The sequence below is a fragment of the Serratia sp. TSA_7 genome (assembly GCF_052692135.1).
Window position 1 is genome coordinate 1784510 of record NZ_JBQZFU010000001.1, and the last position, 21916, is coordinate 1806425.

Below are 21916 nucleotides of genomic sequence, written 5' to 3' on the forward strand. Positions count from 1 at the left end.
TAAGCAAAACCTATAAATGGATCATCGATGGACAAGCTTAGCGCCATGAAGACTTTCGTCCGCGTAGCGGAGCTGGGCAGCCTCTCGGCGGCGGCCCGCGATCTTGGGCTCACGCAACCGGCGGTCAGTCAGCAGATCGCCGGGCTGGAGCAGCAATTGGGCACGCAGTTGCTGTTTCGCAGCACCCGCGCCGTCTCCCTGACCGATGCCGGCGGTGGTTATTACCGGCAAATCAAACCGATTTTAGCGGCGGTAGACGAAGCGGAAGAGGCGCTGCACGGTCTGAACCGGCGGTTGCAAGGAAACTTACGCATTCATGCACCAACGGGGTTCGGCCAACAACATCTGACGCCGCTGGCGATCGCCTTTCAACAGCGCCATCCGGAGCTGAATATTGAGTTACTGCTGGACGATCGTCGGGCAGATGTCATCGGCGAAGGCATTGACGTAGCGATTCGCTTTGGCGAACTGAGCGCGCCGGGCACAGTGGCGCGGCGGTTGGGGGAATTGCAGCGTATTCTCGTGGCTTCGCCGGCTTATCTGGCGGCGCATGGCATGCCGCAAACGCCGGCCGCATTGACGGCCCATGCACATATTCGCTACAGCGGCCTTAGCGATGGCGATGCGCTGACGTTAATCGGCCCTCAGGGCGCCGAGATGGTGAACGTACGGCCGGTATTCCGCGCCAACAACACCTTCTCGCTGCTGGCCGCCATCGAGTCTGGTTTGGGTATCGGCGGTGCGCAACGGCCGCTGATTGGCCGGCAGTTGGCGGCCGGTACGCTGGTACAGGTATTGCCTGCCTGGCACTACCCGCCGATGGCGCTGCATGCCGTTTACCCCGCCGCGCGGTTTATTCCCGGCAAAGTACGGGCATGGGTAGATTATTTGCTGGGAGCGTTGGAGGGCATTGAAGGCATTAGAGTAAACAAGGCCCCCGACCAGCCGCCGGGGGCCTAAGCGTTATTTGAACAACTTACCGACCATATCGCCCAGCTCGTTGCTGTCCTGCTGCACTTCGCCATTTGGCGATGCGGCGTCAGTCACCGACGGCAGGAACTGCGCGATGGCGCTGGAAGCCTCGGCAGGATCGATCCCCAGTTTTTCGGCCAACTGGTTGATGGCATCGCTGCCCAGCGCCTGCTGAACGTGATCGCCGCTGATCGGCTGGTTTTCACCGTTGCCCAACCATGAGCCGACCACATCGCCGAATTGCCCCTGGCGGAATTTGTCCAAAATCGCCTGCAGGCCGCCTTGTTGCTCGACCCATTGCAGGATCGCGACGTAATCCAGGCCTTTGCCGCCGTTAGCGCCGCCACCCAGAATACTGCCCAATACGTTATCAAACAGACCCATGCTCATCCCCTTCTGGCCGCCGGCCCAGGCCGCGCGACCGCTATGATTTAACGAAAAAGGGTCGCCTCAGCGACCCTGTTGATCAGCATCTGACTAGTTTCTGATCTTTCTGTAGACAAAAAGTACCACCAGGGCACCGATTATTGCGACAACGAAGCTGCCCAGGTTAAAGCCATCTACGCGACCCATACCGAAGAAGGTACTGATATAGCCGCCAACTACCGCACCGATGACCCCGAGGATAACAGTCACGATAAAGCCACCGCCGTCCTTGCCCGGCATGATCCATTTAGCCAGGATACCGGCGATTAAACCAAAAATGATCCAGGAAATGATGCCCATTTTTACTCTCCCTATTTACTTTTTGCCTAAAAGAAAACCTACCACCAGGCCCACAACGGCGCCGGCGCCAACCCCAGCCCAGGGGTTGTCCTTAATGTAAGAACAGGAGTGACCGGCAACGTCTTTCAAACCGGCCCGCACTTCGCATGCAGCAGATTTTGCACTGCCGCACAGCTGTTCCACATTGTCTTTAACGTCATTTTTAACTGACATTTCATATCCTTAAGTTAACATAGCCGAAAAGTTCACACCTATGTTTCCCTATGCTTGCCGTCACCGGCAGCGCGATACAGGGTGATTCGCGACAAACACGCAGCTTCACACTGTTACTATAGTCAAATATCAGCAGTTTACACATTTCCGTCTGTCTGAATTTGGCTGTACAAAAAACGATCTAATTCATCTGACTGTCATTTCCGCGGGCTATACTTGAAGTGAATATTTCCGCAGGAGATAGGCAATGAACAATATGCCATTCATGCTGATACTGGCTGTCATCTATACCTTTGCCGCCGTCTGGGATGGGTCTGCCGCGCAGTTGTTGATGTAATCCCGCGCCCCGCTCAGCTTTCGCAAAACGGTTTGATTAAACGGCCGAACCACTCGGCAAACGCCGTGAAACGCGCCGAACGCTGTCGCCGGTGGGGATAAAGCAGCGCAATGCTCATCGCCGATGGCCGGGCCTGCGGCAGTATCTCTCGCAGGCTGCCATCATCCAGATGATGCTGGAGATCGAACCGCGGGTTCTGAATCATTCCCAACCCTGCCAGGCAGCAGCCGATATAATTCTCCGCATTGTTGACCGTCACCCGGCTACGCAGCGTTTTTTCAACCGATTGCCCTTCCTGCTCCCACTGCCAGGTCTCCGCGCCCGCCAGATTGGGCTGCGCGTACCCCACCACCCAGTGCTCGTCCAGTTGATCGGTATGCTCCGGCGTCCCGTAGCGCCGCAAATAATCCGGGCTGGCGCAATTGACCATGCTCAAACGGCCAAGCGGCTGGCTGACCAGGCTACTGTCGCTGAGGCTGCCGACACGCACCACGCAGTCTACCCCCTCCTGAATCAAATCGATCGAGCGGTCGCTGGCGCTAAGGAAGAGTTGAATATCGGGGTATTGCAGGAAAAAATCAGGCAGCGCCGGCACGATGATTCGCCGGGCAATGCGGCTTGGCACATCGACCGTCAAGCGGCCGCCTATCGGCCCGTTTTTCTGCTGAAACAGCGTGTCCAGCACATTCACGTCGAACAGCAGGCTGCGCGCTTTGTCGAGCAGCAGCTCGCCGTCGCTGGTCAACTGTACCTTGCGGGTAGTGCGATGAAACAGGCGCGCGCCCATTTCATGTTCCAACTGTTGGATCGCCGCCGACACCGTGGTTTTTGGCATCAGCAGGATGTGTGAAGCGCGGATAAAACTGCCCACCTCGGCAACCTGGATAAAAACCCGTAATCTCCCTATCTTGTCCACCGGCTGTGCATCCTGAAAAAAGCTGCGGCGCTTTGCCGCAGCAAATTGATATTAACGGGTAGTATAGCCACCGTTGGCGAACAACGTCTGCCCGGTGATCCACCAGCCGTCGGTGACCAAAAACTTGACGATAGGCGCGATGTCCTCAATATCCGTCAGACCGGTTTTCGAGAACTTGCTCAACGCGGCGGCACTGCTATGGTATTCCACCGCCTCCTTGCTTTCCTGCCCATAGAAGAACGGCGTATCCATCGGGCCGGGGCCGATGGCGTTCACGCTGATGCCACGCTCGCCAAACTCCTTGGAAGCCGCGCGGGTAAAGTGTTCCACCGGTGCCTTGCTGCCGGGGTACACCGCATAAAACGGCGTATAGGCCGCCAGCAGCGAACTGACGATGGTCACGATACGGCCATTGTCCGCCAGGTGTTTGCCTGCTTGCTGAATGAAAAAGAATGCCGCTTTGGCATTGACGTCAAAACTGGTGTCGTAATCCGCCTCAGTCACCTCGGCGATCGGCTTTTTGATCACCAGACCGGCGGTATTGATCGCAATATCCACCTTACCGAACGCCTTAATCCCCTCCTCAAACAGATGCGCCACGTTGGCCGGCCGGGTCAGATCGCCCTGCACCGCTATCGCCTGCGCCCCCGCCGCTTTCACCGCGGCCAGGGTTTCTTCCGCCGCCGCACGGGTCGCGTCGCTGTTGTAATGCACCACTATGGCCGCCGCGCCGTTGGCCGCCAAATCGCGTGCTACCAGGCCGCCCAGGTTCTTCGCGCCGCCGGCGATCAACACCACTTTTCCATTCAAAGATTGCTTACTCATGACCATGACTCCGTTAGTGAAAGTTGCAATGAGTATAGGAAGCCTGACCGCTCAGATAATCTGTCCAAATTGGGATGAACCATCCCACTTTTTCGCTCAATTCGTTTGGCCGCGTACCAAAGCGCCAGAGCGTGATCGTCCACCGGGCATTCACTGCGAATCGCACTACACTTGTAAGTCACCTGCGGCAATAGTTGCCCAGAGAAATTATTTATCCCCGCCCTCGGGCCGGTTTACAGCCTGACGGGCCATAACCGAGGTCAATGTCATGTTGATTCAACCTTATTTATTTTTTAACGGTAATTGCGAGCAAGCGGTGAATTTCTACGCGCAGCAACTGGGCGGTAAAATTGAAGTCATCATGCGTTACAAGGAAATGCCCGAGGAAGCAAAACAAGGTGGCCCACAGGATGCCGATCCGGAATCCATCATGCATGCAAGATTGCTGATTGGTGAAAGCGCGCTGATGGCTTCCGACAGTTGCCCGCAGGATGGCGCCGACGCGTCACATAAAGGGTTTTCCCTGTCGCTCAACCCAAAAGACGTGGAACAAGGGCGTGAACTGTTTGAAAAGCTGTCGCAGGGCGGACAGGTAACCCTGCCTTATGGGCCCACTTTTTGGGCCAAAGGGTTTGGCATGCTGACCGACCAATTTGGCGTCAATTGGATGATTAACGTTGAATAATGCCACCTTATCGCGGTGCCCACGGCCTCTGACGGACACCGCGCCTTCGGCAATCAGCTATAGTGATGCCAGTCGTAGGCTGCCATGGCGAACAGTGCAAACAGCACCGCCAGCAGCACCAGCCCCAAGCGCCAGTAAGGCGATTTACGTCGCCGCCAGGCAAAAAACATCATCACCGCCAGCACGCCCAACGTGACCGGGTAATACACCGCCAGCGTCAGTAAAGTAATAATGATGGTGTCAGACACACTCGCGATCCTCTGGTTTTCGGGCGGTTTTGAACGAATCGTAACATCTGCCGAGGGTAACTTGTTTAAGGAAGTAGTGGTCAGCAGAATTAACGAATAAGATGTAAGATAGTTCTTAACTTTATTTAAAAATCACACAGTAAAAAGGGTTACATGACACAGCAGCAACCGCAGGATGCCGATCTGCCGCGCAACGGTAAAAATTCCCCGTTATTATTTCAGGCTGGCGTGTTTGTCATCATCGTTGCCGCCACGCTGATTCTGTTTAACGTTTGGCAAATTTGGAATGCACATCAGCGCGATCTGAAAAGCGCCGAATATGAATCCGCCAATCTGGCACGCTCGCTGGCGCAACATGCCGATGACACTTTCTTGCAAGTGGACAGTACGCTGTCCGATCTGACCGAACGCATTCAAACCGACGGTCTGGGCCAACCGCAGCAATTGCGGCTGCAAAAGTTGATGCAAGGACAGGTCGGCAATCTGCCTCAATTACATGGCCTGTTTATTTATGATTCGCACGGCAGTTGGATAGTCACCTCTTCAGGCAGGTTCGTGCAGGGCGCCAACAATGCCGATCGCGAGTATTTTAAATACCACCTCGAGCACAACAGCAACGCGATTTATATCGGCAAGGTGGTGCGCAGCCGTTCAACCGGCGATTTGATCATCCCGGTGTCACGCCGTTTAAATCACCCGGACGGTAGCTTTGCCGGCGTGGTGCTGGCGACGCTGTACGTCGATTATTTCCGCCAATTTTACGATACCTTTGCGCTTAACAGCGACGCCGCGCTCAGCCTGCTGCTGGCGGATGGCACCATTCTCTACCGCCGCCCTTATTCCGCCGCGTCGATCGGCAAAAATATCTCTCAGGGTGTGCTGTTCCGCGAAATCCTGCCGCATTCCGAATTCGGTAATGCCACCATCACCTCGCTGTACGACAAGGTGGAAAGGATTTATGGCTATTCAAGGGTCAGCCGCTATCCGTTGGTGATCACCGCCGGGCTGTCGAAGGAAGACGCGCTGGCCGACTGGCGCAACGATTCCGGCCTGTTTGTAGCCGGAGGCGCCACGCTGCTGGCCATTCTGTTGGCGTTGGGGTTGGTGTTGATGCGGCAGATAAACCACAGCGTGCGCACCGAAGCTGAACTGATGCGCACCCGCGATCAGCTCACCAGCATCAACCTGCGGCTTGAAGAGCTGGCGTTGCTGGACGGCCTGACCGGGCTGGCCAATCGCCGCCAGTTTGATATCGCCTTAAAGAACGAACTGGCGCGCGCGGCACGAAACTACCGCAGCGTGGCGCTGCTGATGCTGGATATCGACTATTTCAAGCAGTACAACGATATCTACGGCCACGTCGCCGGCGACCAATGCTTGCAGCAGATCGGACAAATGCTCAAGGGGCTGGCCAGCCGCAGCAATGACATCATGGCCCGCTATGGCGGCGAAGAAATGAGCATCATACTGCCGGACACCGACGCCCAGGGGGCGCTGATTTTCGCCGAACGCGTGATGCAGGCGGTGCGTGAACTGAAGATACCGCATCAGGGGAATCCGCACGGCGTTATCACTCTCAGCATTGGCATCTGCGCCAAAGTGCCGCATATGTACAACGACACGCCAATTGGTTTTATCAATATGGCGGACAGCGCGCTGTATCAGGCCAAAAAAGAGGGTAAAAACCGCATCGTCTGCAACAGCGCGGCGGTTTAACCCAGCCCCATAGTGATACATGACCGGCAACCTGTTGCCGGTCAGCTTACCACCCCAACGTCGCCTTCCTGACGCGCCACCAGCGTCAAAATGCTGTACAGCGCCACCGCCTGCTGATGCTGATTCAACACCTGAACATCCCACACCACGACCCCATGCGGGCGATCCTCTGCGGTTTTCTGCGGCTTGCGGATTTTCTTTTTGCAGGTCAGGCGCACCTGGAGCGTATCGCCGATTTTCACCGGTTCGATAAAGCGCAGGTTTTCCATGCCATAGTTGGCGATCACCGGCCCCACGCCAGGGTCGACAAACAGCCCGGCGGCGGCTGAAACCACAAAATAGCCGTGCGCCACCCGCTCGCCAAACAGCGACTCGGCAGCGCCGATCTTGTCCATGTGGGCGTAGAAATGATCGCCGCTCAGGCAGGCAAAATTCACGATATCGGCTTCGGTCACGGTGCGGCGGGCGGTCAGCAGGCTTTCGCCCAGTTGCAGCTGTTCAAAGTATTTGCGGAACGGATGAACCGGCTCCTCTATCACCGGCGCTCCGCGCACCCACTCACGACCAATCGCCGCCAGCATCGCCGGGCTGCCCTGGAGGGCGGTGCGTTGCATATAGTGTTTCACCGCACGCAACCCGCCCAACTCCTCGCCCCCCCCGGCACGCCCCGGCCCGCCGTGCATCAGCATCGGCAGCGGTGAGCCGTGGCCGGTGGATTCCACGGCCGCGTGGCGATCCAGGATCAGCATACGGCCGTGGGAACAGGCGGTAGCGCGGATAAAGCGCGTTGCCAACGCCTCATCGGCAGTCACCAATGATCCCACCAGGCTACCCTGGCCCAGCAGCGCCAGCTCAATCGCCTGCTCGGACTGTTGATACGGCATCAGCGTCGCCACCGGCCCGAAAGCTTCGGTGCCATGTACCGCCTGGTGCGAAAACGGATCGGGGCAATACAGCAGCGTGGCCGGATAAAACGCGCCGTTCTGCACGCCCTCACCGACCAAATCCAGTTTATCGAGCGCCGCACCGCACAGCGGTTCGCAGCCGTGGTGCAGCAGGAATTCCACCTTTTGCTGCACGTCATCGCGCTGCTCGCGGCTGACCAGCGCCCCCATTCGCACCTGTTCCAGCTTGGGATCGCCCACCGTTACCCCGGCCAGCCGTTGCAGTAGCGCCTGTTGCACCTCAACCACCCGCTTCGCCGGCACGATAATCCGCCGGATGGCGGTGCATTTCTGCCCGGCCTTGGCGGTCATTTCACGGCACACCTCCTTGATGAACAGCGCGAACTCCGGCATTTGCGGCGTGACGTCCTCCCCCAGCACGCAGCAGTTGAGCGAATCGGCCTCCATCGTGAAAGCGATAGATTTTGCCAGCAGGCGCGGGTGCGCGCGCAGGTGTTGGCCGGTCTGCGCCGAGCCGGTGAAGGTCACCGCGTCCTGATAATCCAGGTGATCGAACATGTCGCCGATGCCGCCGCACACCAACTGCAAAGCCCCCTCCGGCACCAGCCCGCTGTCGATAATCAACCTGACCATCGCCTGCGTCAGTTGCGCGGTGGCCGTCGCCGGTTTAATGATGGCCGGCATGCCCGCCAGCCAGGTCGGCGCCAGTTTTTCCAGCATCCCCCAGCAGGGGAAGTTAAAGGCGTTGATATGCAGCGCCACGCCCGGCCGCGAGGTCAACACGTGGCGAGCGGCGAACTGCGCCTGTTTGGATAACGAAATCGGCTCGTCCTCCGGCCACAGGGTATCGTCCGGCAGTTCACGCCCCGCCAGGCCGGCATAGGCGAACAGCGTCGCGATACCGCCTTCGATGTCCACCCAGCCGTCGCTGCGCGTGGCGCCGGTCTGGTATGAAATCTCATACAACGCCTCTTTGTGCGCCAGCAGGTGTTTGGCCACGGCCTTCATCATTTGCGCGCGCTGCTGGAATGTCATCTGCGCCAGCGCCCTGCCGCCTTTATGGCGCGCATAGTCCAGGCTGGCGGCCAGCGGCAGGCCGTCGGAGCAAACCTGATACAGCGGTTCGCCGGTAATGGCGTGATGGATTTCGCGGGCTTGCCCCTGGCCGAACACCCAGCCGCCAGAAAGGTAACTGTGTAACTGCTGCATGTGCATCTCCGGAATTCATAAATTTACATTAGATAGCTTAATTACGTATCACATATTGTCCAGTTTATGCCCGGTCAAAATTTAACAAAAACCAAACAACGCTACCGCGGCGCGAACTAAATACATCGAAAACACGCCAAAATTGATTTTATAAAAACCTATAAAACAATTAATTAACAAAACCCATTGTGAGTGGCATCGCAAAATCACATACAGGTCCTTTGATCTTTTTGTTATCAGTTTGTAGCCTTAAGGTGAATAAACGTGATTCACATTTTTATATTTAATGTGAAAAATACGAATCACCAAGAGGCAAGCATGACAACTGACGCGCAACATCAGCAGCACTTCGACGCCAAGATTGCGGCGGATACCGCCATCGAAGCCAAAGACTGGATGCCGGACGCCTATCGCCAAAATCTGATCCGCCAGATTGGCCAACACGCCCATTCCGAAGTGGTCGGCATGCTGCCGGAAGCCAACTGGCTGACGCGGGCACCGACCCTGCGCCGCAAGGCGGTGCTGCTGGCCAAGGTGCAGGACGAAGCCGGACACGGTCTGTACCTGTACAGCGCCGCCGAAACCCTGGGCTGCTCGCGCCAGGAGATCTACCGAAAAATGCTCGACGGCAAGATGAAGTATTCCTCCATCTTCAATTACCCGACGCTCAACTGGGCGGATATCGGGGTGATTGGCTGGCTGGTCGACGGCGCAGCCATCGTCAATCAGGTGGCGTTGTGCCGTGCCTCTTACGGCCCCTATGCGCGGGCGATGGTGAAAATCTGCAAAGAAGAAAGTTTCCACCAGCGCCAGGGTTACGAAGCGGCGATGGCGATGGCTAACGGCAGCGAGCAGCAAAAAGCCATGCTGCAGGACGCCATTAACCGCTTTTGGTGGCCGGTGCTGATGATGTTCGGCCCGAGCGACACCGACTCACCGCACAGCGCGCAAAGCATGGCGTGGAAGATCAAACGCCACAGCAATGACGAGCTGCGGCAGAAATTTGTCGACAACACCGTGCCGCAATTGGAAGCGCTGGGCATGACCGCCCCCGATGCCGATTTGGCCTGGGATGAGGCCGCCGGTCACTACCGTTTCGGCGCTATCGACTGGAGCGAGTTGCATGAGGTGATCAAGGGGCGCGGGCAATGCAACCACGAACGCCTGCAGGCCAAGCGCCGCGCCTGGGACGACGGCGCCTGGGTGCGTGAAGGCGCGCTGGCCCACGCGACGAAAAATGCCGCCACCGCCGCATAGATGAAGGAATCGAAAATGACTCACGCTGAATGGCCGCTGTATGAAGTGTTTATTCGCAGCAAACAAGGGTTGGCGCACCGCCATGTCGGCAGCCTGCATGCCGCCGATGACCAAATGGCGCTGGAGAATGCCCGCGATGCCTATACCCGACGCAGCGAAGGCTGCTCAATCTGGGTGGTGCAATCGAGCCATCTGATCGCTTCGCAGCCGGAAGATCGCGGGGCGTTCTTCGATCCGTCCGATGACAAGATCTACCGTCATCCGACGTTCTACACCATTCCCGACGGCATCAAGAACATGTAGAGGCGGCCATGACCTTTAACGATCCGCGAATCACCTATGTCCTGCGTCAGAGCGATACGCCGCTGATCCTCGCCCAACGACTGTGTGCCTGGTGCGGCCACGCGCCGGAGCTGGAAATCGATCTGGCGCTGGCGAATATCGGCCTGGATCTGCTCGGGCAGGCACGTCACTTTCTCGGTTATGCCGCCGAACTGGCCGGGCCGCAATACGGCGAAGATCGCCTGGCCTTTGGCCGCGACGAGCGTGAATTCCACAACCTGCTGCTGGCGGAACAGCCGAACGGCGGTTTCAACGACACCCTGGTGCGGCAGTTTTTGCTCGACGCTTACCACGTGCAGTTGCACCAGGCACTAAGCCGCAGCCGTGACCCACAGCTGGCCGCCATCGCCGCCAAATCGCTGAAGGAAGCGGATTATCACCTGCGCTTCAGCCGCGGCTGGATGATCCGCCTGGGCGATGGCAATGCGGTCAGCCATCAAAAAATCCAGCAGGCGCTGGATAACCTGTGGCGCTTTACCGCCGAACTGTTCCACGCCGATGACCTTGAGCTGGCGTTGGCGGAACAGGGCATCGCCGCCGATCCGCGTCAGCTTGAGGCCCCCTGGCGGGCGCTGGTGGACGACACCCTGCGCCTGGCCACCCTGACGTTGCCGGAGGAACAGGCGTTCCGTCACGGCGGCAAACAGGGGCGGCACAGCGAACATCTCGGCCCGCTGCTGGCAGAAATGCAGTTTCTGCAGCGCGCCTATCCCAACAGCACCTGGTAAAGAGGCCGCCATGAACATCACCCGGCTGCAGGCCGCCGAAATCCCGCAAATCTGGCACTGTCTGCAACAGATCAGCGATCCGGAACTGCCGGTACTGTCGATCACCGATCTGGGTATGGTGCGCGACGTAGAGCCGGACGGCGCAGGCTGGCGCATTACCTTTACGCCGACCTACTCCGGCTGCCCCGCCACCGAATTTCTGCTCAACGCCATCGAGCAGCGGCTGGCCGAAGCCGGTTTCAGCCCGGTGAAGGTGGCAATCCGCCTCAGCCCGGCCTGGACCACCGACTGGATGAATGCGGCTGCGCGTGCGCGGTTGCGGGACTACGGCGTCGCGCCGCCGCAGGGCCACACCTGCGATAAACCCGAAGCCCACGGACCGGTGCCCTGCCCGCGCTGCGGCAGCACCCGCAGCGAAAAAATCAGCGAGTTCGGCTCCACCGCCTGCAAGGCACTTTACCGCTGCTGCGAGTGCCGGGAACCGTTCGACTATTTCAAATGCATATAGGCTGCGTCCTGCAAGAGTTCGCGAGCGCCCCAAATATTACAGGGCACAGCCCAGGAGAACACCATGACGCTCTTCCATCGCCTTAACGTCGCCGCCATCGAGCGCGAAACGCCGGACGCCGTGGCCATTACGCTGCGCGTGCCCGATGAGCTGAAAAGCCATTATCGCTACACCCCCGGCCAGCATCTGACGTTAAAGGCGTGGGTCAACGGCGAAGAGCTGCGCCGCTGCTATTCCATTTGCAGCGCCCCGCAGGAAGGGGTGCTGCAGATCGGCGTCAAAGCGATTCATCAGGGGCGTTTCTCCTCGTTCGTCAATCAAATGCTACAGGTCGGCGACGCGCTGGAGGTGATGGTGCCGCAGGGGCGTTTCAGCTATCAGCCGCAGGCGGAAAACTGCGGCAACTATCTGGCGATTGCCGCCGGTTCCGGCATCACGCCGATGCTGTCGATCATCAAAGCCACGCTGCAGCTGGAAGCCAACAGCCGCTTCACGCTGATCTACGGCAACCGCAGCAGCCGTTCGGTGATGTTCAAAGAGGCCTTGTGCGACCTGAAAAACCGCTATCCGCAGCGCTTTCAGCCGCTGTACCTGTTCAGCCAGGAGAGCCTCGACAGCCCGCTGCTCAGCGGCCGCATCGATCGCGAACGCCTGACGGCTATCGGGGGTGCGCTACTGGATTACCGCGACTACGACCACGCCTTTATCTGCGGGCCGGAGGCGATGATGGACGACGCGCAAACCGTGCTTGAACAAGCCGGCGTACCGGCTGCCCATATCCACAGCGAACGTTTTAACACCAGCGGCATTGCCGCCCGCCCGCTCAACGACGGCAGCCGCAACGCCACCCAGGTAGAGATCCTGCTCGATGGCCGCCGCTTGAATATCGAGGTTGGCGCACAAGACGACAGCATTCTGGACGCGGCGCTGCGCCAGGGCGCGGACCTGCCCTACGCCTGCAAAGGCGGGGTATGTGCTACCTGTAAATGCCGGCTGAAGGCCGGCCAGGTGGAGATGGCCGTCAACTACAGCCTGGAGCCGGATCAACTGGCCGCCGGCTACGTATTGAGTTGCCAGTCGTGGCCGCGCGGCGACGGCGTGGTGTTGGACTTTGACGTCTAGGAGACGGTAATGGAAACCCCTTTGATCTTGCAACAACAGCAGCGACGCGTGGTCACCCTGACGCTGCATCGCCCGGAGGCGCGTAACGCTCTGAGCACCCCGTGCCTGGAACAGTTGGTGTATCGGCTGGAACAAGCCGATGCCGACGCAGGCGTGGGCGCGGTGGTGATAGCCGGTGCCGCGCGCTTCTTTGCTGCAGGTGCCGATCTGCGGGAGCTGCAACAGCAGGACCTGCCCACGGCACTGGCGGATCGCCGACCGTTGCTGTGGCAGCGGCTGGCGCAGTTCAGTAAACCGCTGCTGGCGGCGGTAAACGGCTACGCGCTCGGTGCCGGCTGCGAGCTGGCGCTGGCCTGCGATCTCATTATCTGCGGCGAAAGCGCCCGCTTTGGTCTGCCGGAAATCACCCTTGGCCTGATACCGGGAGCGGGTGGCACCCAGCGTTTAATTCGCTGTGTCGGGAAATCCCTGGCCGGCCAGATGGTGTTGACCGGTGAGGCCATCAACGCCACTCGCGCGCTGCAAGCCGGGCTGGTCAGTGAAGTGTGCGTCGACGCGCTGACGCTGGAACGCGCTCAGCAGATCGCCGAGCGCATCAGCTTACAGGCCCCGCTGGCGCTGCGTGCCGCCAAGCAGGTGCTGAAACAGGCGGAAGAAGTCGGCCTCAGCCAGGGTCTGGCCTTTGAGCGCCAGCAGTTTGTCGCGCTGGCCGCCACCGACGATCGCCGTGAAGGCATCGCCGCCTTCTTCGAAAAACGTACGCCAAACTATCAGGGGCGCTGATTTATGGATAACGCATTGATTCTCACCCACCTCGACGCCGGGGTTCTGACCCTGACCCTCAACCGGCCGGACCGGCTGAACAGCTTTAACGACGAGATGCACCACCAGCTCAGCGAGGCGTTGACCCGTGCCGAACGTGACGACCAGGTGCGCTGCTTGCTGATCACCGGGGCAGGACGCGGTTTTTGCGCCGGGCAAGATCTGAGCGATCGTAACGTCAGCATTGAGCAACAGGCGCCGGATCTCGGCCTGTCGGTCGAACGTTTCTATAACCCGCTGATCCGCCGCCTGACCGCCTTGCCCAAGCCTGTGGTGTGCGCCGTCAACGGCGTGGCGGCGGGTGCCGGGGCCGCGTTGGCATTGGCCTGCGATATCGTGATCGCCGCCGACAACGCCAGCTTTATCCAGTCGTTCTGCCGCCTGGGGCTGGTGCCGGACTCCGGCGGCAGCTGGTTCCTGCCGCGTCTGGCGGGCCATGCCCGCGCCATGGGCATGGTGCTGCTCGGCGACAAAGTCAGCGCACAGCAGGCGTTGGAATGGGGCATGATCTGGCAGGTAGTGGCCGCAGGCGAATTGACCGACCACACCCAAACGCTGGCGCGGCATCTGGCTACCCAGCCGACCTACGGGCTGGGGCTGATAAAAAAAGCCCTCTACAGTTCGGCGACCAACAGCCTCGATCAACAGCTTGAGCTGGAGCGGGATCTTCAGCGCCTCGGCGGCCGCAGCGACGATTATCGCGAAGGCGTCAGCGCCTTCTTCGCCAAACGCACACCCAATTTCAGCGGGAAATAACCATGAGCCTGCCGAACTTCAACGGAACCGTGGCGGTGATTGGCGCGGGCACCATGGGCATCGGCATTGCCCAGGTGGCGGCCCATGCCGGGCATCAGGTGAAACTGTTTGATATCGCCGCAACCGCTGCCCAAAACGCGCTGGACGCCTTAAGCCTGCGATTGCGCCGGCGTGTGGCGGCCGGCAAGGCCGATGCGAAAACCACCGAGGCATTGCTGGCGCGCATCCAGCCGGTGGATACGCTTGAACAACTGGCCGACAGCGCACTGATCATAGAGGCGGTAGCCGAAAAACTGGCGATCAAGCAAAGCCTGTTTCGCGAGCTGGAAACCCTGTGTTCACCCGCCACGCTGTTTGCCAGCAACACCTCGTCGCTGTCGATTACCGCCATCGGGGGGGCGCTGCGGCATCCGCAACGCCTGGCCGGACTGCACTTCTTTAACCCGGCACCGCTGATGAAGCTGGTGGAGATCGTCAGTGGGCTGGACACCGGCGCCGATACCGTCGCCACCCTGCAAACGCTGGCCCGGCAATGGGGCAAACAGAGCGTGCTGTGCCGTTCCACGCCGGGGTTTATCGTCAACCGCGTGGCGCGGCCTTTTTACGCCGAAACCCTGCGCGCGCTGGAAGAACGGGTGGCCGATGTCGCCACGCTCGATGCGGTGATGCGCGATGCCGGCGGTTTCACCATGGGGCCGCTGCAACTGACCGATCTGATTGGCCAGGATATTAACTATGCCGTCACCGAGTCGGTGTTCCAGGCCTTTTTCCAGGACTCGCGCTTTACGCCGTCGCTGATGCAGCAAGAATTGGTGGCCGCCGGGCGGCTGGGCCGCAAAAGCGGCTGCGGCTTTTATCGTTATGATGGCGAACAAACGTCGTCGACCGCCGTCTGCCTGCCCCTCTCGCAGGCGGAGCCGCCACGCAGCGTCCAACTGCACGGCGACGAAGCGGGCGTGGCGTTTTTGGCCGGATTGCTGACGGGAAATGCGGAGGCGATCATACAACCTGGCCAGACCAGCGCCTTTGCCCGGATCGACGAAGTTACATTTATGTTAACCAATGGTAAAACAGCCAGCCAGATTGCCGAGGAAACCGGAACCCCCGTGGTGCTGTTTGATCTGTCCGCCAACTATTCGCAAGCCCCCTGCGTCGCCATCAGCTGCGCAATGCAAAACGACGCACGGCACAACGACAAGGTAGTGCGCCTGCTGCAATCGTTCGGTAAGCAATTGATTTTGCTGCCGGATTACCCTGGCCTGTTGGTGATGCGAACCCTCGCCATGCTGAGCAACGAGGCGCTGGACGCGGTAAATAAAGCCGTCGCCAGCGCCGAAGATATCGATAGCGCCCTGCGTTGCGGCGTCAACTACCCGCGCGGCCCGCTGGAATGGGGGGCTGCGCTCGGCTGGCGGCAAATCCTCGCTACGCTGGAAAACCTGTATCGCTACTACGGCGAACCGCGCTATCGGCCAATGCCGTTGCTGCGCCACTACGCTTTCCTCTCTTCAGGAGCCGAATGATGAACGCCAATACGCCCCATGCGCTGGCGCAGCGCTGCGCCGAACGGATGTTTCAACAAGATACCTGCGCGCAGGCGATGGGTATGCAGGTAGAAGATGTCGACGCCGGTTTCGCCAGGGTCAGCATGACCGTTGGCCCGCAGATGCTCAACGGCCACCGGACCTGCCACGGCGGCCAACTGTTCAGCCTGGCCGATACCGCCTTCGCCTATGCCTGCAACAGCCAGGGGTTGGCTGCGGTGGCATCCGGTTGCAGCATCGATTTTATCCGCCCGGCGTTGGCGGGCGATCGCCTCACCGCCAGCGCCGAGCTGCGTCATCAGGGCAAAACCACCGGGCTGTATGACGTAGAGATAGTCAACCAGCAGGGCAAAACCGTCGCCTGGTTCCGCGGCCGCGCGCACCGCCTCGGCTACCCTGTGTTAGGGGAGCAGCCATGAGTCAGGCATTTATTTGCGACGGCGTCCGCACGCCGATGAGCCGCGACGCGCTCTACCCCCAGCGTATCGACGCCGGTCAGGGTATTGCTATGATCATTGAACGGGCATGACACTCCGAGGCTAACTATGACAACCCTTCCACGGCCACTCGACACCATTGAGTTCGCCTCGCGCGATGAAATAGAAACGTTGCAGCTGGAACGCCTGAAATGGACGCTGCATCACGCCTACAACAACGTGCCGATGTATAAACGCAAGTTCGATCAGGCAGGCGTACATCCTGACGACCTCAGGCAACTTAGCGATATAAGCCGCTTCCCCTATACCACCAAGCAGGATCTGCGCGACAACTACCCGTTTGACACCTTCGCCGTTCCGATGGAACAGGTGGTACGCATTCACGCCTCGTCGGGCACCACCGGGCGACCGACGGTGGTCGGCTATACCCAACGGGATATCGATAACTGGGCCGATATCGTCGCCCGCAGCCTGCGCGCCGCGGGCGCCACCGCCAAAGACAAGGTGCATGTGGCCTACGGCTATGGCCTGTTCACCGGCGGCCTGGGCGCCCATTACGGCGCGGAGCGGCTCGGGGCGACGGTGATCCCGGTGTCCGGCGGGCAAACCGAAAGGCAGGCGCAGTTGATCCTCGACTTCAAACCCGATGTCATCATGGTGACGCCGTCTTATTGCCTGACGCTGATCGACGAACTGGAACGCAAAATGGGCGGCAATGCCCGCAGCTGTTCGCTGCGCCTCGGGGTGTTTGGCGCCGAACCCTGGACCGAAGCATTGCGCCACGAGATTGAATCCCGTCTGGGCATCAGGGCGCTGGATATTTACGGCCTGTCCGAAGTGATGGGGCCGGGCGTTGCGATGGAGTGCGCCGAAAGCGGCGGCGGTTCGACCATCTGGGAAGACCACTTCCTGCCGGAGATCATCTGCCCGGAGAGCGGCGAAGTCCTGCCGGACGGCCAGCACGGCGAACTGGTGTTCACCACCCTGACCAAAGAGGCGCTGCCGGTGATCCGCTACCGCACCCGCGACCTCACCCGCCTGCTGCCGGGCGATGCGCGCCAGATGCGGCGCATGGGGAAAATCACCGGCCGTTCGGACGACATGCTGATCATTCGCGGCGTCAACGTGTTCCCATCGCAGGTGGAAGAGCAAATTATGCAGTTCGAACAGCTGTCGCCGCACTACCAGTTGCAGGTCAGCCGCAGCGGGCATCTGGATACCCTGGCGGTACGCGTTGAGCTGAAAGAGTCGGCGCTCAGTCTCAGCCACCAGCAGCGCTGCGAGATCTGCCACCAGTTGCGTCACCATATCAAATCGATTATCGGCGTCAGCACCGACGTCAGCATCGCCAACTGCGGCGATATCCCGCGTTCGGAAGGCAAGGCCCAGCGCGTGGTCGATCTGCGACCGCGTTAATTCAGCCGGCGTCACGGATGACGCCTCAATGAATTGTGTTAATGTTGTGTCTCATCGACGGCTAACCCATGGAAAAATATGGAACATAAACTGGATGAGTTTATCCGCCATGCTGTAGACGCCCAGCCGATCAGCGGCACTTCACTGATTATCTCCCTGTATGGCGATGCGCTCAGCCATCGCGGCGGCGAGGTATGGCTCGGCAGTCTGAGCGCGCTGCTGGAGGCGCTGGGTTTCGGCGATCGCTTCGTGCGTACCTCGGTGTTCCGTCTGCAAAAAGAGGGTTGGTTGGCGGTGGAGAAAATAGGCCGACGCAGTTTTTATCGGGTGACCGATCAGGGCATGCGCCAGTTCCGCCATGCCGAGTCGAAAATCTATCTCAGCGAACCGCCGGCCTGGGACGGCAAATGGGATTTATTGCTGCTGGAAAGCGCGGAAAAAAGCGAGCGGGCGCGGCTGAAAAAAGAACTGGGCTGGCTGGGTTTCGGCCAGATCGCCAATAACCTGATGGCGGCGCCCACCCACGCGCAAACCGACGTGACGGCACTGCTCGGCGAGCTTAACGCCAGCGAGCAGGTGATCTATTTCCGCGCCGACTACCCGTACAACCGCTCCGAACCTACCCTGCAACAGTTGGTGGCCACCTGCTGGTCTCTGGCAGACGTGGCGGCCGGTTATCACGAGTTTATCGTCTCCTTCCGCCCGCTGATGCAACTGCTGCGCGAAGCCGACGACGCCCTGCTGACGCCCCAGCGGTGCTTCCAGATTAAGCTATTATTGATCCACTTCTTTCGCCGCGTGGCGCTGAAAGATCCGCTGCTGCCGGATGCCCTGTTACCGGCGCAGTGGGAGGGGCAAATCGCCCGCAATTTGTGCATCAACATTTATCAGCGGGTAGACCGCGCCGCGACCGACTATGTCAGTGCGCTGGCGGAAACCACTATCGGTTCCCTGCCCGCCCCGGCAGCAAGTTATTACCGGCGCTTTGGCGGCCTGCCACGCGATACTCTCAAGGAGATTTAACTATGCCCGTGTATCAGATTGACGGCCTGACGCCGGTGGTAGATCCGAGCAGCTATGTGCATCCGACGGCGGTGCTGATTGGCGACGTGATTATCGGCAAGCAGGTCTATATTGGCCCGAACGCCAGCCTGCGCGGCGATTTTGGCCGGCTGGTTATCTGCGACGGCGCCAACATTCAGGACAATTGCGTGATGCACGGCTTTCCGCAACAAGACACCGTAGTCGAGGAAGACGGCCACATCGGTCACGGCGCAATCCTGCACGGTTGCCGCATCCGCCGCAACGCCATGGTCGGCATGAACGCGGTGATCATGGACGGCGCAGAGATTGGCGAGAACAGCATCGTCGGCGCAATGGCTTTCGTGAAGGCGGCGGCGGTGATCGAGGCCAATAAACTGGTGGTCGGCAGCCCGGCGCGGGTCCTGCGCGACCTGACCGAACAGGAGCTGGCGTGGAAAGTGACCGGCACGCGTGAATATCATGATCTGGTGCTGCGCTGCAAATCCACGCTGAACGAGGTCGAACCGCTGGCCGAAGTGGAGCCCGGCCGCCAGCGCCTGAGCTTTGGCGATCACCTGCTCCCCAAAAGCCGACTTTAAGCGGGACGGGCTACCGCATTCCGATCAAAAGTGGTTTACAGTTAATACCCTGTATCGCCACTGACTTCTGGACCGGAATCCATGCCAAGAACCGCCAAAACCGTTGAAATCCCCGCCATCGGCGAACTTGACCGAAACGCGGGGCAGCTCAGCCGCCAACTTGCCCAGGCGTTGCGGGCCGCCATTCATAAAGGCGAGCTGAAAGCAGGCGATCTGCTGCCCTCGACGCGGGTGCTGTCGGGCGCCTTGCAGCTCGCCAGAGGAACGGTGCTGGCCGCCTTTGAGCAGCTAACCGCAGAAGGGTTTCTGGAAGCGTTGCCCGGTTCGGGTACCCGCGTGGCCCTGTCGCTCAATCGCAAAACCCCGCCACCGGCCAAAAAACCGCAGACCTGCGACATTCCCCTGACCGCCCAGGCGCAGGCGCTGGCACAATTCTCCGCCCAACGGGCGCCCTTGCCACCGGTCCCTTTCACCGTCTCGGTACCGATCAATGATACTGCCCCCGATGACGTCTGGCGCCGGCTCGGCAACCGGATCCGCGCCCGGGGGCCTGGCGCCCCATCAGGCTACGGTGATCCTCTTGGCGAGTTGCCGCTGCGCAAAGCGATTTGTGAATACGTGCGAAAATCACGTTCGGTGCTCTGTACGCCAGAGCAGGTGATCATCACCTCCGGCACCCAGCAAGGGCTTTATCTCGCCACGCAAATCCTGCTGGACGCCGGCGACGCCGCCTGGGTTGAGAACCCCGCCTATCGCGGTATCACCGCTATCTTTGACAGCCTGCTCAGGGACCGGCACATGGCGCGGGTGCCGGTCGATGACCAAGGCATCGACGTGGCGGCGGGCCGAAGAATAGCGCCACGGGCCAGGGCCGCTTTTGTCACCCCGTCTCACCAGTATCCGCTGTGCATGCCGATGAGCATGTCGCGCCGGCTTGAGCTGCTGGCCTGGGCGAAAGAGCAAAAAGCCTGGATTGTCGAAGACGATTACGACAGTGAAATGCGCTACGCCGGCCACCCTTTTCCCTCTCTGCAAGGGTTGGATCCCGCCAGAGTCGTCTACCTCGGCACCTTCAGCAAGATCCTGTTCCCGTCATTGCGGCTGGGTTACGCCATCGTCCCGGAACCGCTGCTGGCCGCCTTCTGCGGTGCGCGTGTGCTGATGGACCGCCACCCACCCACCGCCGACCAGCACGTACTGGCCAGCTTTATGGCGCAAGGGCATCTGGATCGTCATATCCGCAGAATGCGCGGCGTCTATGCGGAAAAGCGGCGCGTGCTGACCGACGCCGTCAACGCGCATATTTCGCCGCATCTGGCTACCTTGCTCCCCAGTGACCAGGGGATGCACCGGGTATTGTGGTTGAAAGCGGGACTGGATGACCGGCAAGTGACCGCCGGTGCCGCCGAGGCCGGAGTGGCGGTCAGTGCGCTGTCGCCAATGTACGCCCCCGGCAGCGGAAAAAGCGGGTTGATCCTGGGGCTGGGAGGTTACGACGACGAGGCTATCCACCGCGCCGCCCAAAAGTTGAATCAGGTACTGGTGTCGATAGCGGCCTCCTGAGCATCAGGCTTAAAAGGGCTGCATTGAATTGAAAGGTAATGCAACCCTGCCACTGACTCATTTCTCTTTTCGTGTACCGCGAAACGCCCGGCGCCATTCGCTGGGGCTAATATCGAACCGCGACCGAAAGCGCTGGCGGAAGGAAACCGGGGACTGAAAACCCGACAATTCCGCCACGGTCTCTACGCTGTGATCGGTACTTTCAAGCAGTTCCTGACTGCGATGCAACCGTTCGGCATTTAGCCACTCACCGACGGGGACACCGGTGGCTTTGATAAAATGGCGGGTAAAGGTACGCCGGCTCATATTGACAAATCCCGCCAGCGAATCGAGGTCGTGGGGTTTATCGAGATTGCGGCGCAAATAATCCAGCAGTTCGTTGATTTTGTTATCGCGCGTGGTTTCCGGTACCGCACGTTCAATATATTGCGCCTGCCCCCCTTCGCGATAAGGAGGCGTTACCATGCGTCTGGCCACCCGGTTAGCCAGCGTGCTGCCGTAATGTTTACGAACAATGTACAGGCAACAGTCTATCCCCGCCGCGGTTCCGGCCGAGGTAATAAGACGATCGTCATGGGTATAAAGCGCATTGCTATCCAGATGCACTGCGGGGAAACGGCGGGTAAAGTCCCGTTCAAATTCCCAGTGGGTTGCCGCACGACGATGATCCAGCAACCCCGCGTAGGCCAATACGTAGGTTCCCAGACACAGACCCACAACGTCTGCGCCGCGCCGCCACGCGGCTACCAGAGAGGCAAGCAAGGCTTCGGAAGGTTTGCTTTCTGGGTGGTTCCAGAACGGAACAACGACAATATCCGCCGAATCGAGCGCCTCCAGTCCTTCACCAACGTTGATTGATACCCCAATATCAGAATGCACTACGCCAGGATGCTCCGCACAAATGTGCAGATCAAACAGCCCCGGCTCCGGCATTGCCTGACCAAAAATGATGCAGGGTACCGAAAAATGGAACGGGCTAAAACCATGGGTGGCAATGACAGCGACGGAAAGTACAGACATAGATTTGGTTCTCGTTTCTCGTCGGCC

General features: G+C 59.7%; 24 protein-coding genes. 16 read left to right on the forward strand and 8 right to left on the reverse strand.

The genetic code is table 11. The annotated features are described in order from the left end of the window. The first annotated feature begins 27 nt into the window (after positions 1-27). Positions 28-960 carry a LysR family transcriptional regulator gene (locus tag ACUTQW_RS08500; protein WP_198640660.1) on the forward strand — a complete coding sequence of 311 codons (933 nt, stop codon included), beginning with the start codon at positions 28-30 and terminating at the stop codon, positions 958-960. 3 nt (positions 961-963) lie between these two features. Here the strand turns inward: ACUTQW_RS08500 and ACUTQW_RS08505 are convergent, their stop codons facing one another. From ACUTQW_RS08505 to ACUTQW_RS08525, 5 genes are all read right to left on the reverse strand, one after another. Continuing rightward, the gene (locus ACUTQW_RS08505; protein ID WP_020439279.1) at positions 964-1356 is read right to left on the reverse strand and encodes a YidB family protein; all 393 of its coding nucleotides are present in this window, start codon (positions 1354-1356) and stop codon (positions 964-966) included. Positions 1357-1449: 93 nt separating this feature from the next. Further along, positions 1450-1698: a GlsB/YeaQ/YmgE family stress response membrane protein gene (locus ACUTQW_RS08510; RefSeq protein ID WP_020439280.1), complete on the reverse strand. Its 249-nt coding sequence runs from the start codon at positions 1696-1698 to the stop codon at positions 1450-1452. 15 nt (positions 1699-1713) lie between these two features. Next, complete coding sequence (locus tag ACUTQW_RS08515; protein ID WP_020439281.1) at positions 1714-1911, reverse strand: glycine zipper domain-containing protein; 198 nt, start codon at positions 1909-1911, stop codon at positions 1714-1716. Positions 1912-2261: 350 nt separating this feature from the next. After that, entirely contained in the window at positions 2262-3164 is a 903-nt protein-coding gene (locus tag ACUTQW_RS08520; RefSeq protein WP_006326223.1) for a LysR family transcriptional regulator, read from the reverse strand. Positions 3165-3215: 51 nt separating this feature from the next. Further along, positions 3216-3989, reverse strand: a complete 774-nt coding sequence (locus tag ACUTQW_RS08525) for an SDR family oxidoreductase (RefSeq protein WP_004946306.1) — start codon at positions 3987-3989, stop codon at positions 3216-3218. Between the two features lie 268 nt (positions 3990-4257). Between ACUTQW_RS08525 and ACUTQW_RS08530 the strand changes: the two genes are divergently transcribed. Further along, positions 4258-4674: a VOC family protein gene (locus ACUTQW_RS08530; RefSeq protein ID WP_006326224.1), complete on the forward strand. Its 417-nt coding sequence runs from the start codon at positions 4258-4260 to the stop codon at positions 4672-4674. 53 nt (positions 4675-4727) lie between these two features. Here ACUTQW_RS08530 and ACUTQW_RS08535 read toward each other — a convergent pair whose 3' ends face one another. Continuing rightward, positions 4728-4922, reverse strand: a complete 195-nt coding sequence (locus tag ACUTQW_RS08535; protein WP_064799890.1) for a hypothetical protein — start codon at positions 4920-4922, stop codon at positions 4728-4730. 153 nt (positions 4923-5075) lie between these two features. Between ACUTQW_RS08535 and ACUTQW_RS08540 the strand changes: the two genes are divergently transcribed. Then, positions 5076-6638, forward strand: coding sequence for a sensor domain-containing diguanylate cyclase (locus tag ACUTQW_RS08540; protein ID WP_006326226.1), 1563 nt, complete (start codon positions 5076-5078; stop codon positions 6636-6638). 41 nt (positions 6639-6679) lie between these two features. On the opposite strand, the gene paaZ is transcribed toward ACUTQW_RS08540, so the two are convergent. Further along, positions 6680-8752, reverse strand: coding sequence for a phenylacetic acid degradation bifunctional protein PaaZ (gene paaZ / locus ACUTQW_RS08545; protein ID WP_445654837.1), 2073 nt, complete (start codon positions 8750-8752; stop codon positions 6680-6682). Between the two features lie 318 nt (positions 8753-9070). On the opposite strand from paaZ, the gene paaA reads away from it, so the two are divergent. The 13 genes from paaA to pdxR all read left to right on the forward strand — a co-directional run bounded on the left by paaA (position 9071) and on the right by pdxR (position 20869). Then, on the forward strand, positions 9071-10009 hold the full coding sequence (gene paaA / locus ACUTQW_RS08550) for a 1,2-phenylacetyl-CoA epoxidase subunit PaaA (protein WP_004946318.1): 939 nt from the start codon (positions 9071-9073) through the stop codon (positions 10007-10009). 15 nt (positions 10010-10024) lie between these two features. Next, positions 10025-10312, forward strand: a complete 288-nt coding sequence (paaB, locus tag ACUTQW_RS08555; protein WP_004946321.1) for a 1,2-phenylacetyl-CoA epoxidase subunit PaaB — start codon at positions 10025-10027, stop codon at positions 10310-10312. An 8-nt stretch (positions 10313-10320) separates the two neighbouring features. Continuing rightward, a complete protein-coding gene (gene paaC, locus ACUTQW_RS08560) occupies positions 10321-11079 on the forward strand; it encodes a 1,2-phenylacetyl-CoA epoxidase subunit PaaC (RefSeq protein WP_004946325.1) in 759 nt (252 codons plus the stop codon). Positions 11080-11089: 10 nt separating this feature from the next. Further along, complete coding sequence (gene paaD / locus ACUTQW_RS08565) at positions 11090-11587, forward strand: 1,2-phenylacetyl-CoA epoxidase subunit PaaD (RefSeq protein ID WP_020439286.1); 498 nt, start codon at positions 11090-11092, stop codon at positions 11585-11587. Between the two features lie 63 nt (positions 11588-11650). Then, on the forward strand, positions 11651-12709 hold the full coding sequence (gene paaE / locus ACUTQW_RS08570) for a 1,2-phenylacetyl-CoA epoxidase subunit PaaE (protein ID WP_261149369.1): 1059 nt from the start codon (positions 11651-11653) through the stop codon (positions 12707-12709). A 9-nt stretch (positions 12710-12718) separates the two neighbouring features. Continuing rightward, entirely contained in the window at positions 12719-13492 is a 774-nt protein-coding gene (gene paaF / locus ACUTQW_RS08575; RefSeq protein WP_020439288.1) for a 2,3-dehydroadipyl-CoA hydratase PaaF, read from the forward strand. A 3-nt stretch (positions 13493-13495) separates the two neighbouring features. After that, a complete protein-coding gene (paaG, locus tag ACUTQW_RS08580; protein ID WP_020439289.1) occupies positions 13496-14287 on the forward strand; it encodes a 2-(1,2-epoxy-1,2-dihydrophenyl)acetyl-CoA isomerase PaaG in 792 nt (263 codons plus the stop codon). 2 nt (positions 14288-14289) lie between these two features. Then, the gene (locus tag ACUTQW_RS08585; protein ID WP_235195884.1) at positions 14290-15810 is read left to right on the forward strand and encodes a 3-hydroxyacyl-CoA dehydrogenase; all 1521 of its coding nucleotides are present in this window, start codon (positions 14290-14292) and stop codon (positions 15808-15810) included. Beyond that, positions 15810-16250 (forward strand): hydroxyphenylacetyl-CoA thioesterase PaaI, encoded by a 441-nt coding sequence (gene paaI / locus ACUTQW_RS08590; protein WP_006326239.1) that lies wholly within the window; start codon positions 15810-15812, stop codon positions 16248-16250. Before ACUTQW_RS08585 ends, paaI begins: the two co-directional genes overlap by 1 nt. 126 nt (positions 16251-16376) lie before the next feature. Then, positions 16377-17684, forward strand: a complete 1308-nt coding sequence (gene paaK / locus ACUTQW_RS08595) for a phenylacetate--CoA ligase PaaK (RefSeq protein WP_006326243.1) — start codon at positions 16377-16379, stop codon at positions 17682-17684. 78 nt (positions 17685-17762) lie between these two features. Beyond that, positions 17763-18707 carry a phenylacetic acid degradation operon negative regulatory protein PaaX gene (gene paaX / locus ACUTQW_RS08600; RefSeq protein WP_006326257.1) on the forward strand — a complete coding sequence of 315 codons (945 nt, stop codon included), beginning with the start codon at positions 17763-17765 and terminating at the stop codon, positions 18705-18707. Between the two features lie 2 nt (positions 18708-18709). Next, positions 18710-19306 (forward strand): phenylacetic acid degradation protein PaaY, encoded by a 597-nt coding sequence (paaY, locus tag ACUTQW_RS08605; protein ID WP_037433106.1) that lies wholly within the window; start codon positions 18710-18712, stop codon positions 19304-19306. Between the two features lie 81 nt (positions 19307-19387). Continuing rightward, entirely contained in the window at positions 19388-20869 is a 1482-nt protein-coding gene (gene pdxR, locus ACUTQW_RS08610; RefSeq protein ID WP_020439293.1) for a MocR-like pyridoxine biosynthesis transcription factor PdxR, read from the forward strand. Positions 20870-20926: 57 nt separating this feature from the next. On the opposite strand, the gene ACUTQW_RS08615 is transcribed toward pdxR, so the two are convergent. Continuing rightward, positions 20927-21889: a GlxA family transcriptional regulator gene (locus ACUTQW_RS08615; RefSeq protein WP_006326260.1), complete on the reverse strand. Its 963-nt coding sequence runs from the start codon at positions 21887-21889 to the stop codon at positions 20927-20929. Between the last annotated feature and the right edge of the window lie 27 nt (positions 21890-21916).

Excerpts from the sequence above, each read along its gene's own strand:
- ACUTQW_RS08530 (WP_006326224.1), top strand. The coding sequence starts at position 4,258 with ATGTTGATTCAACCTTATTTATTTTTTAACGGTAATTGCGAGCAAGCG.
- paaG (WP_020439289.1), top strand. The coding sequence starts at position 13,496 with ATGGATAACGCATTGATTCTCACCCACCTCGACGCCGGGGTTCTGACC.
- paaF (WP_020439288.1), top strand. The coding sequence starts at position 12,719 with ATGGAAACCCCTTTGATCTTGCAACAACAGCAGCGACGCGTGGTCACC.
- ACUTQW_RS08540 (WP_006326226.1), top strand. The coding sequence starts at position 5,076 with ATGACACAGCAGCAACCGCAGGATGCCGATCTGCCGCGCAACGGTAAA.
- ACUTQW_RS08585 (WP_235195884.1), top strand. The coding sequence starts at position 14,290 with ATGAGCCTGCCGAACTTCAACGGAACCGTGGCGGTGATTGGCGCGGGC.
- ACUTQW_RS08505 (WP_020439279.1), bottom strand. The coding sequence starts at position 1,356 with ATGGGTCTGTTTGATAACGTATTGGGCAGTATTCTGGGTGGCGGCGCT.
- ACUTQW_RS08510 (WP_020439280.1), bottom strand. The coding sequence starts at position 1,698 with ATGGGCATCATTTCCTGGATCATTTTTGGTTTAATCGCCGGTATCCTG.
- paaA (WP_004946318.1), top strand. The coding sequence starts at position 9,071 with ATGACAACTGACGCGCAACATCAGCAGCACTTCGACGCCAAGATTGCG.
- paaY (WP_037433106.1), top strand. The coding sequence starts at position 18,710 with ATGCCCGTGTATCAGATTGACGGCCTGACGCCGGTGGTAGATCCGAGC.
- ACUTQW_RS08525 (WP_004946306.1), bottom strand. The coding sequence starts at position 3,989 with ATGAGTAAGCAATCTTTGAATGGAAAAGTGGTGTTGATCGCCGGCGGC.
- ACUTQW_RS08500 (WP_198640660.1), top strand. The coding sequence starts at position 28 with ATGGACAAGCTTAGCGCCATGAAGACTTTCGTCCGCGTAGCGGAGCTG.
- ACUTQW_RS08515 (WP_020439281.1), bottom strand. The coding sequence starts at position 1,911 with ATGTCAGTTAAAAATGACGTTAAAGACAATGTGGAACAGCTGTGCGGC.
- paaD (WP_020439286.1), top strand. The coding sequence starts at position 11,090 with ATGAACATCACCCGGCTGCAGGCCGCCGAAATCCCGCAAATCTGGCAC.
- paaB (WP_004946321.1), top strand. The coding sequence starts at position 10,025 with ATGACTCACGCTGAATGGCCGCTGTATGAAGTGTTTATTCGCAGCAAA.
- pdxR (WP_020439293.1), top strand. The coding sequence starts at position 19,388 with ATGCCAAGAACCGCCAAAACCGTTGAAATCCCCGCCATCGGCGAACTT.
- paaK (WP_006326243.1), top strand. The coding sequence starts at position 16,377 with ATGACAACCCTTCCACGGCCACTCGACACCATTGAGTTCGCCTCGCGC.
- paaC (WP_004946325.1), top strand. The coding sequence starts at position 10,321 with ATGACCTTTAACGATCCGCGAATCACCTATGTCCTGCGTCAGAGCGAT.
- paaE (WP_261149369.1), top strand. The coding sequence starts at position 11,651 with ATGACGCTCTTCCATCGCCTTAACGTCGCCGCCATCGAGCGCGAAACG.
- ACUTQW_RS08615 (WP_006326260.1), bottom strand. The coding sequence starts at position 21,889 with ATGTCTGTACTTTCCGTCGCTGTCATTGCCACCCATGGTTTTAGCCCG.
- paaI (WP_006326239.1), top strand. The coding sequence starts at position 15,810 with ATGAACGCCAATACGCCCCATGCGCTGGCGCAGCGCTGCGCCGAACGG.
- paaZ (WP_445654837.1), bottom strand. The coding sequence starts at position 8,752 with ATGCAGCAGTTACACAGTTACCTTTCTGGCGGCTGGGTGTTCGGCCAG.
- paaX (WP_006326257.1), top strand. The coding sequence starts at position 17,763 with ATGGAACATAAACTGGATGAGTTTATCCGCCATGCTGTAGACGCCCAG.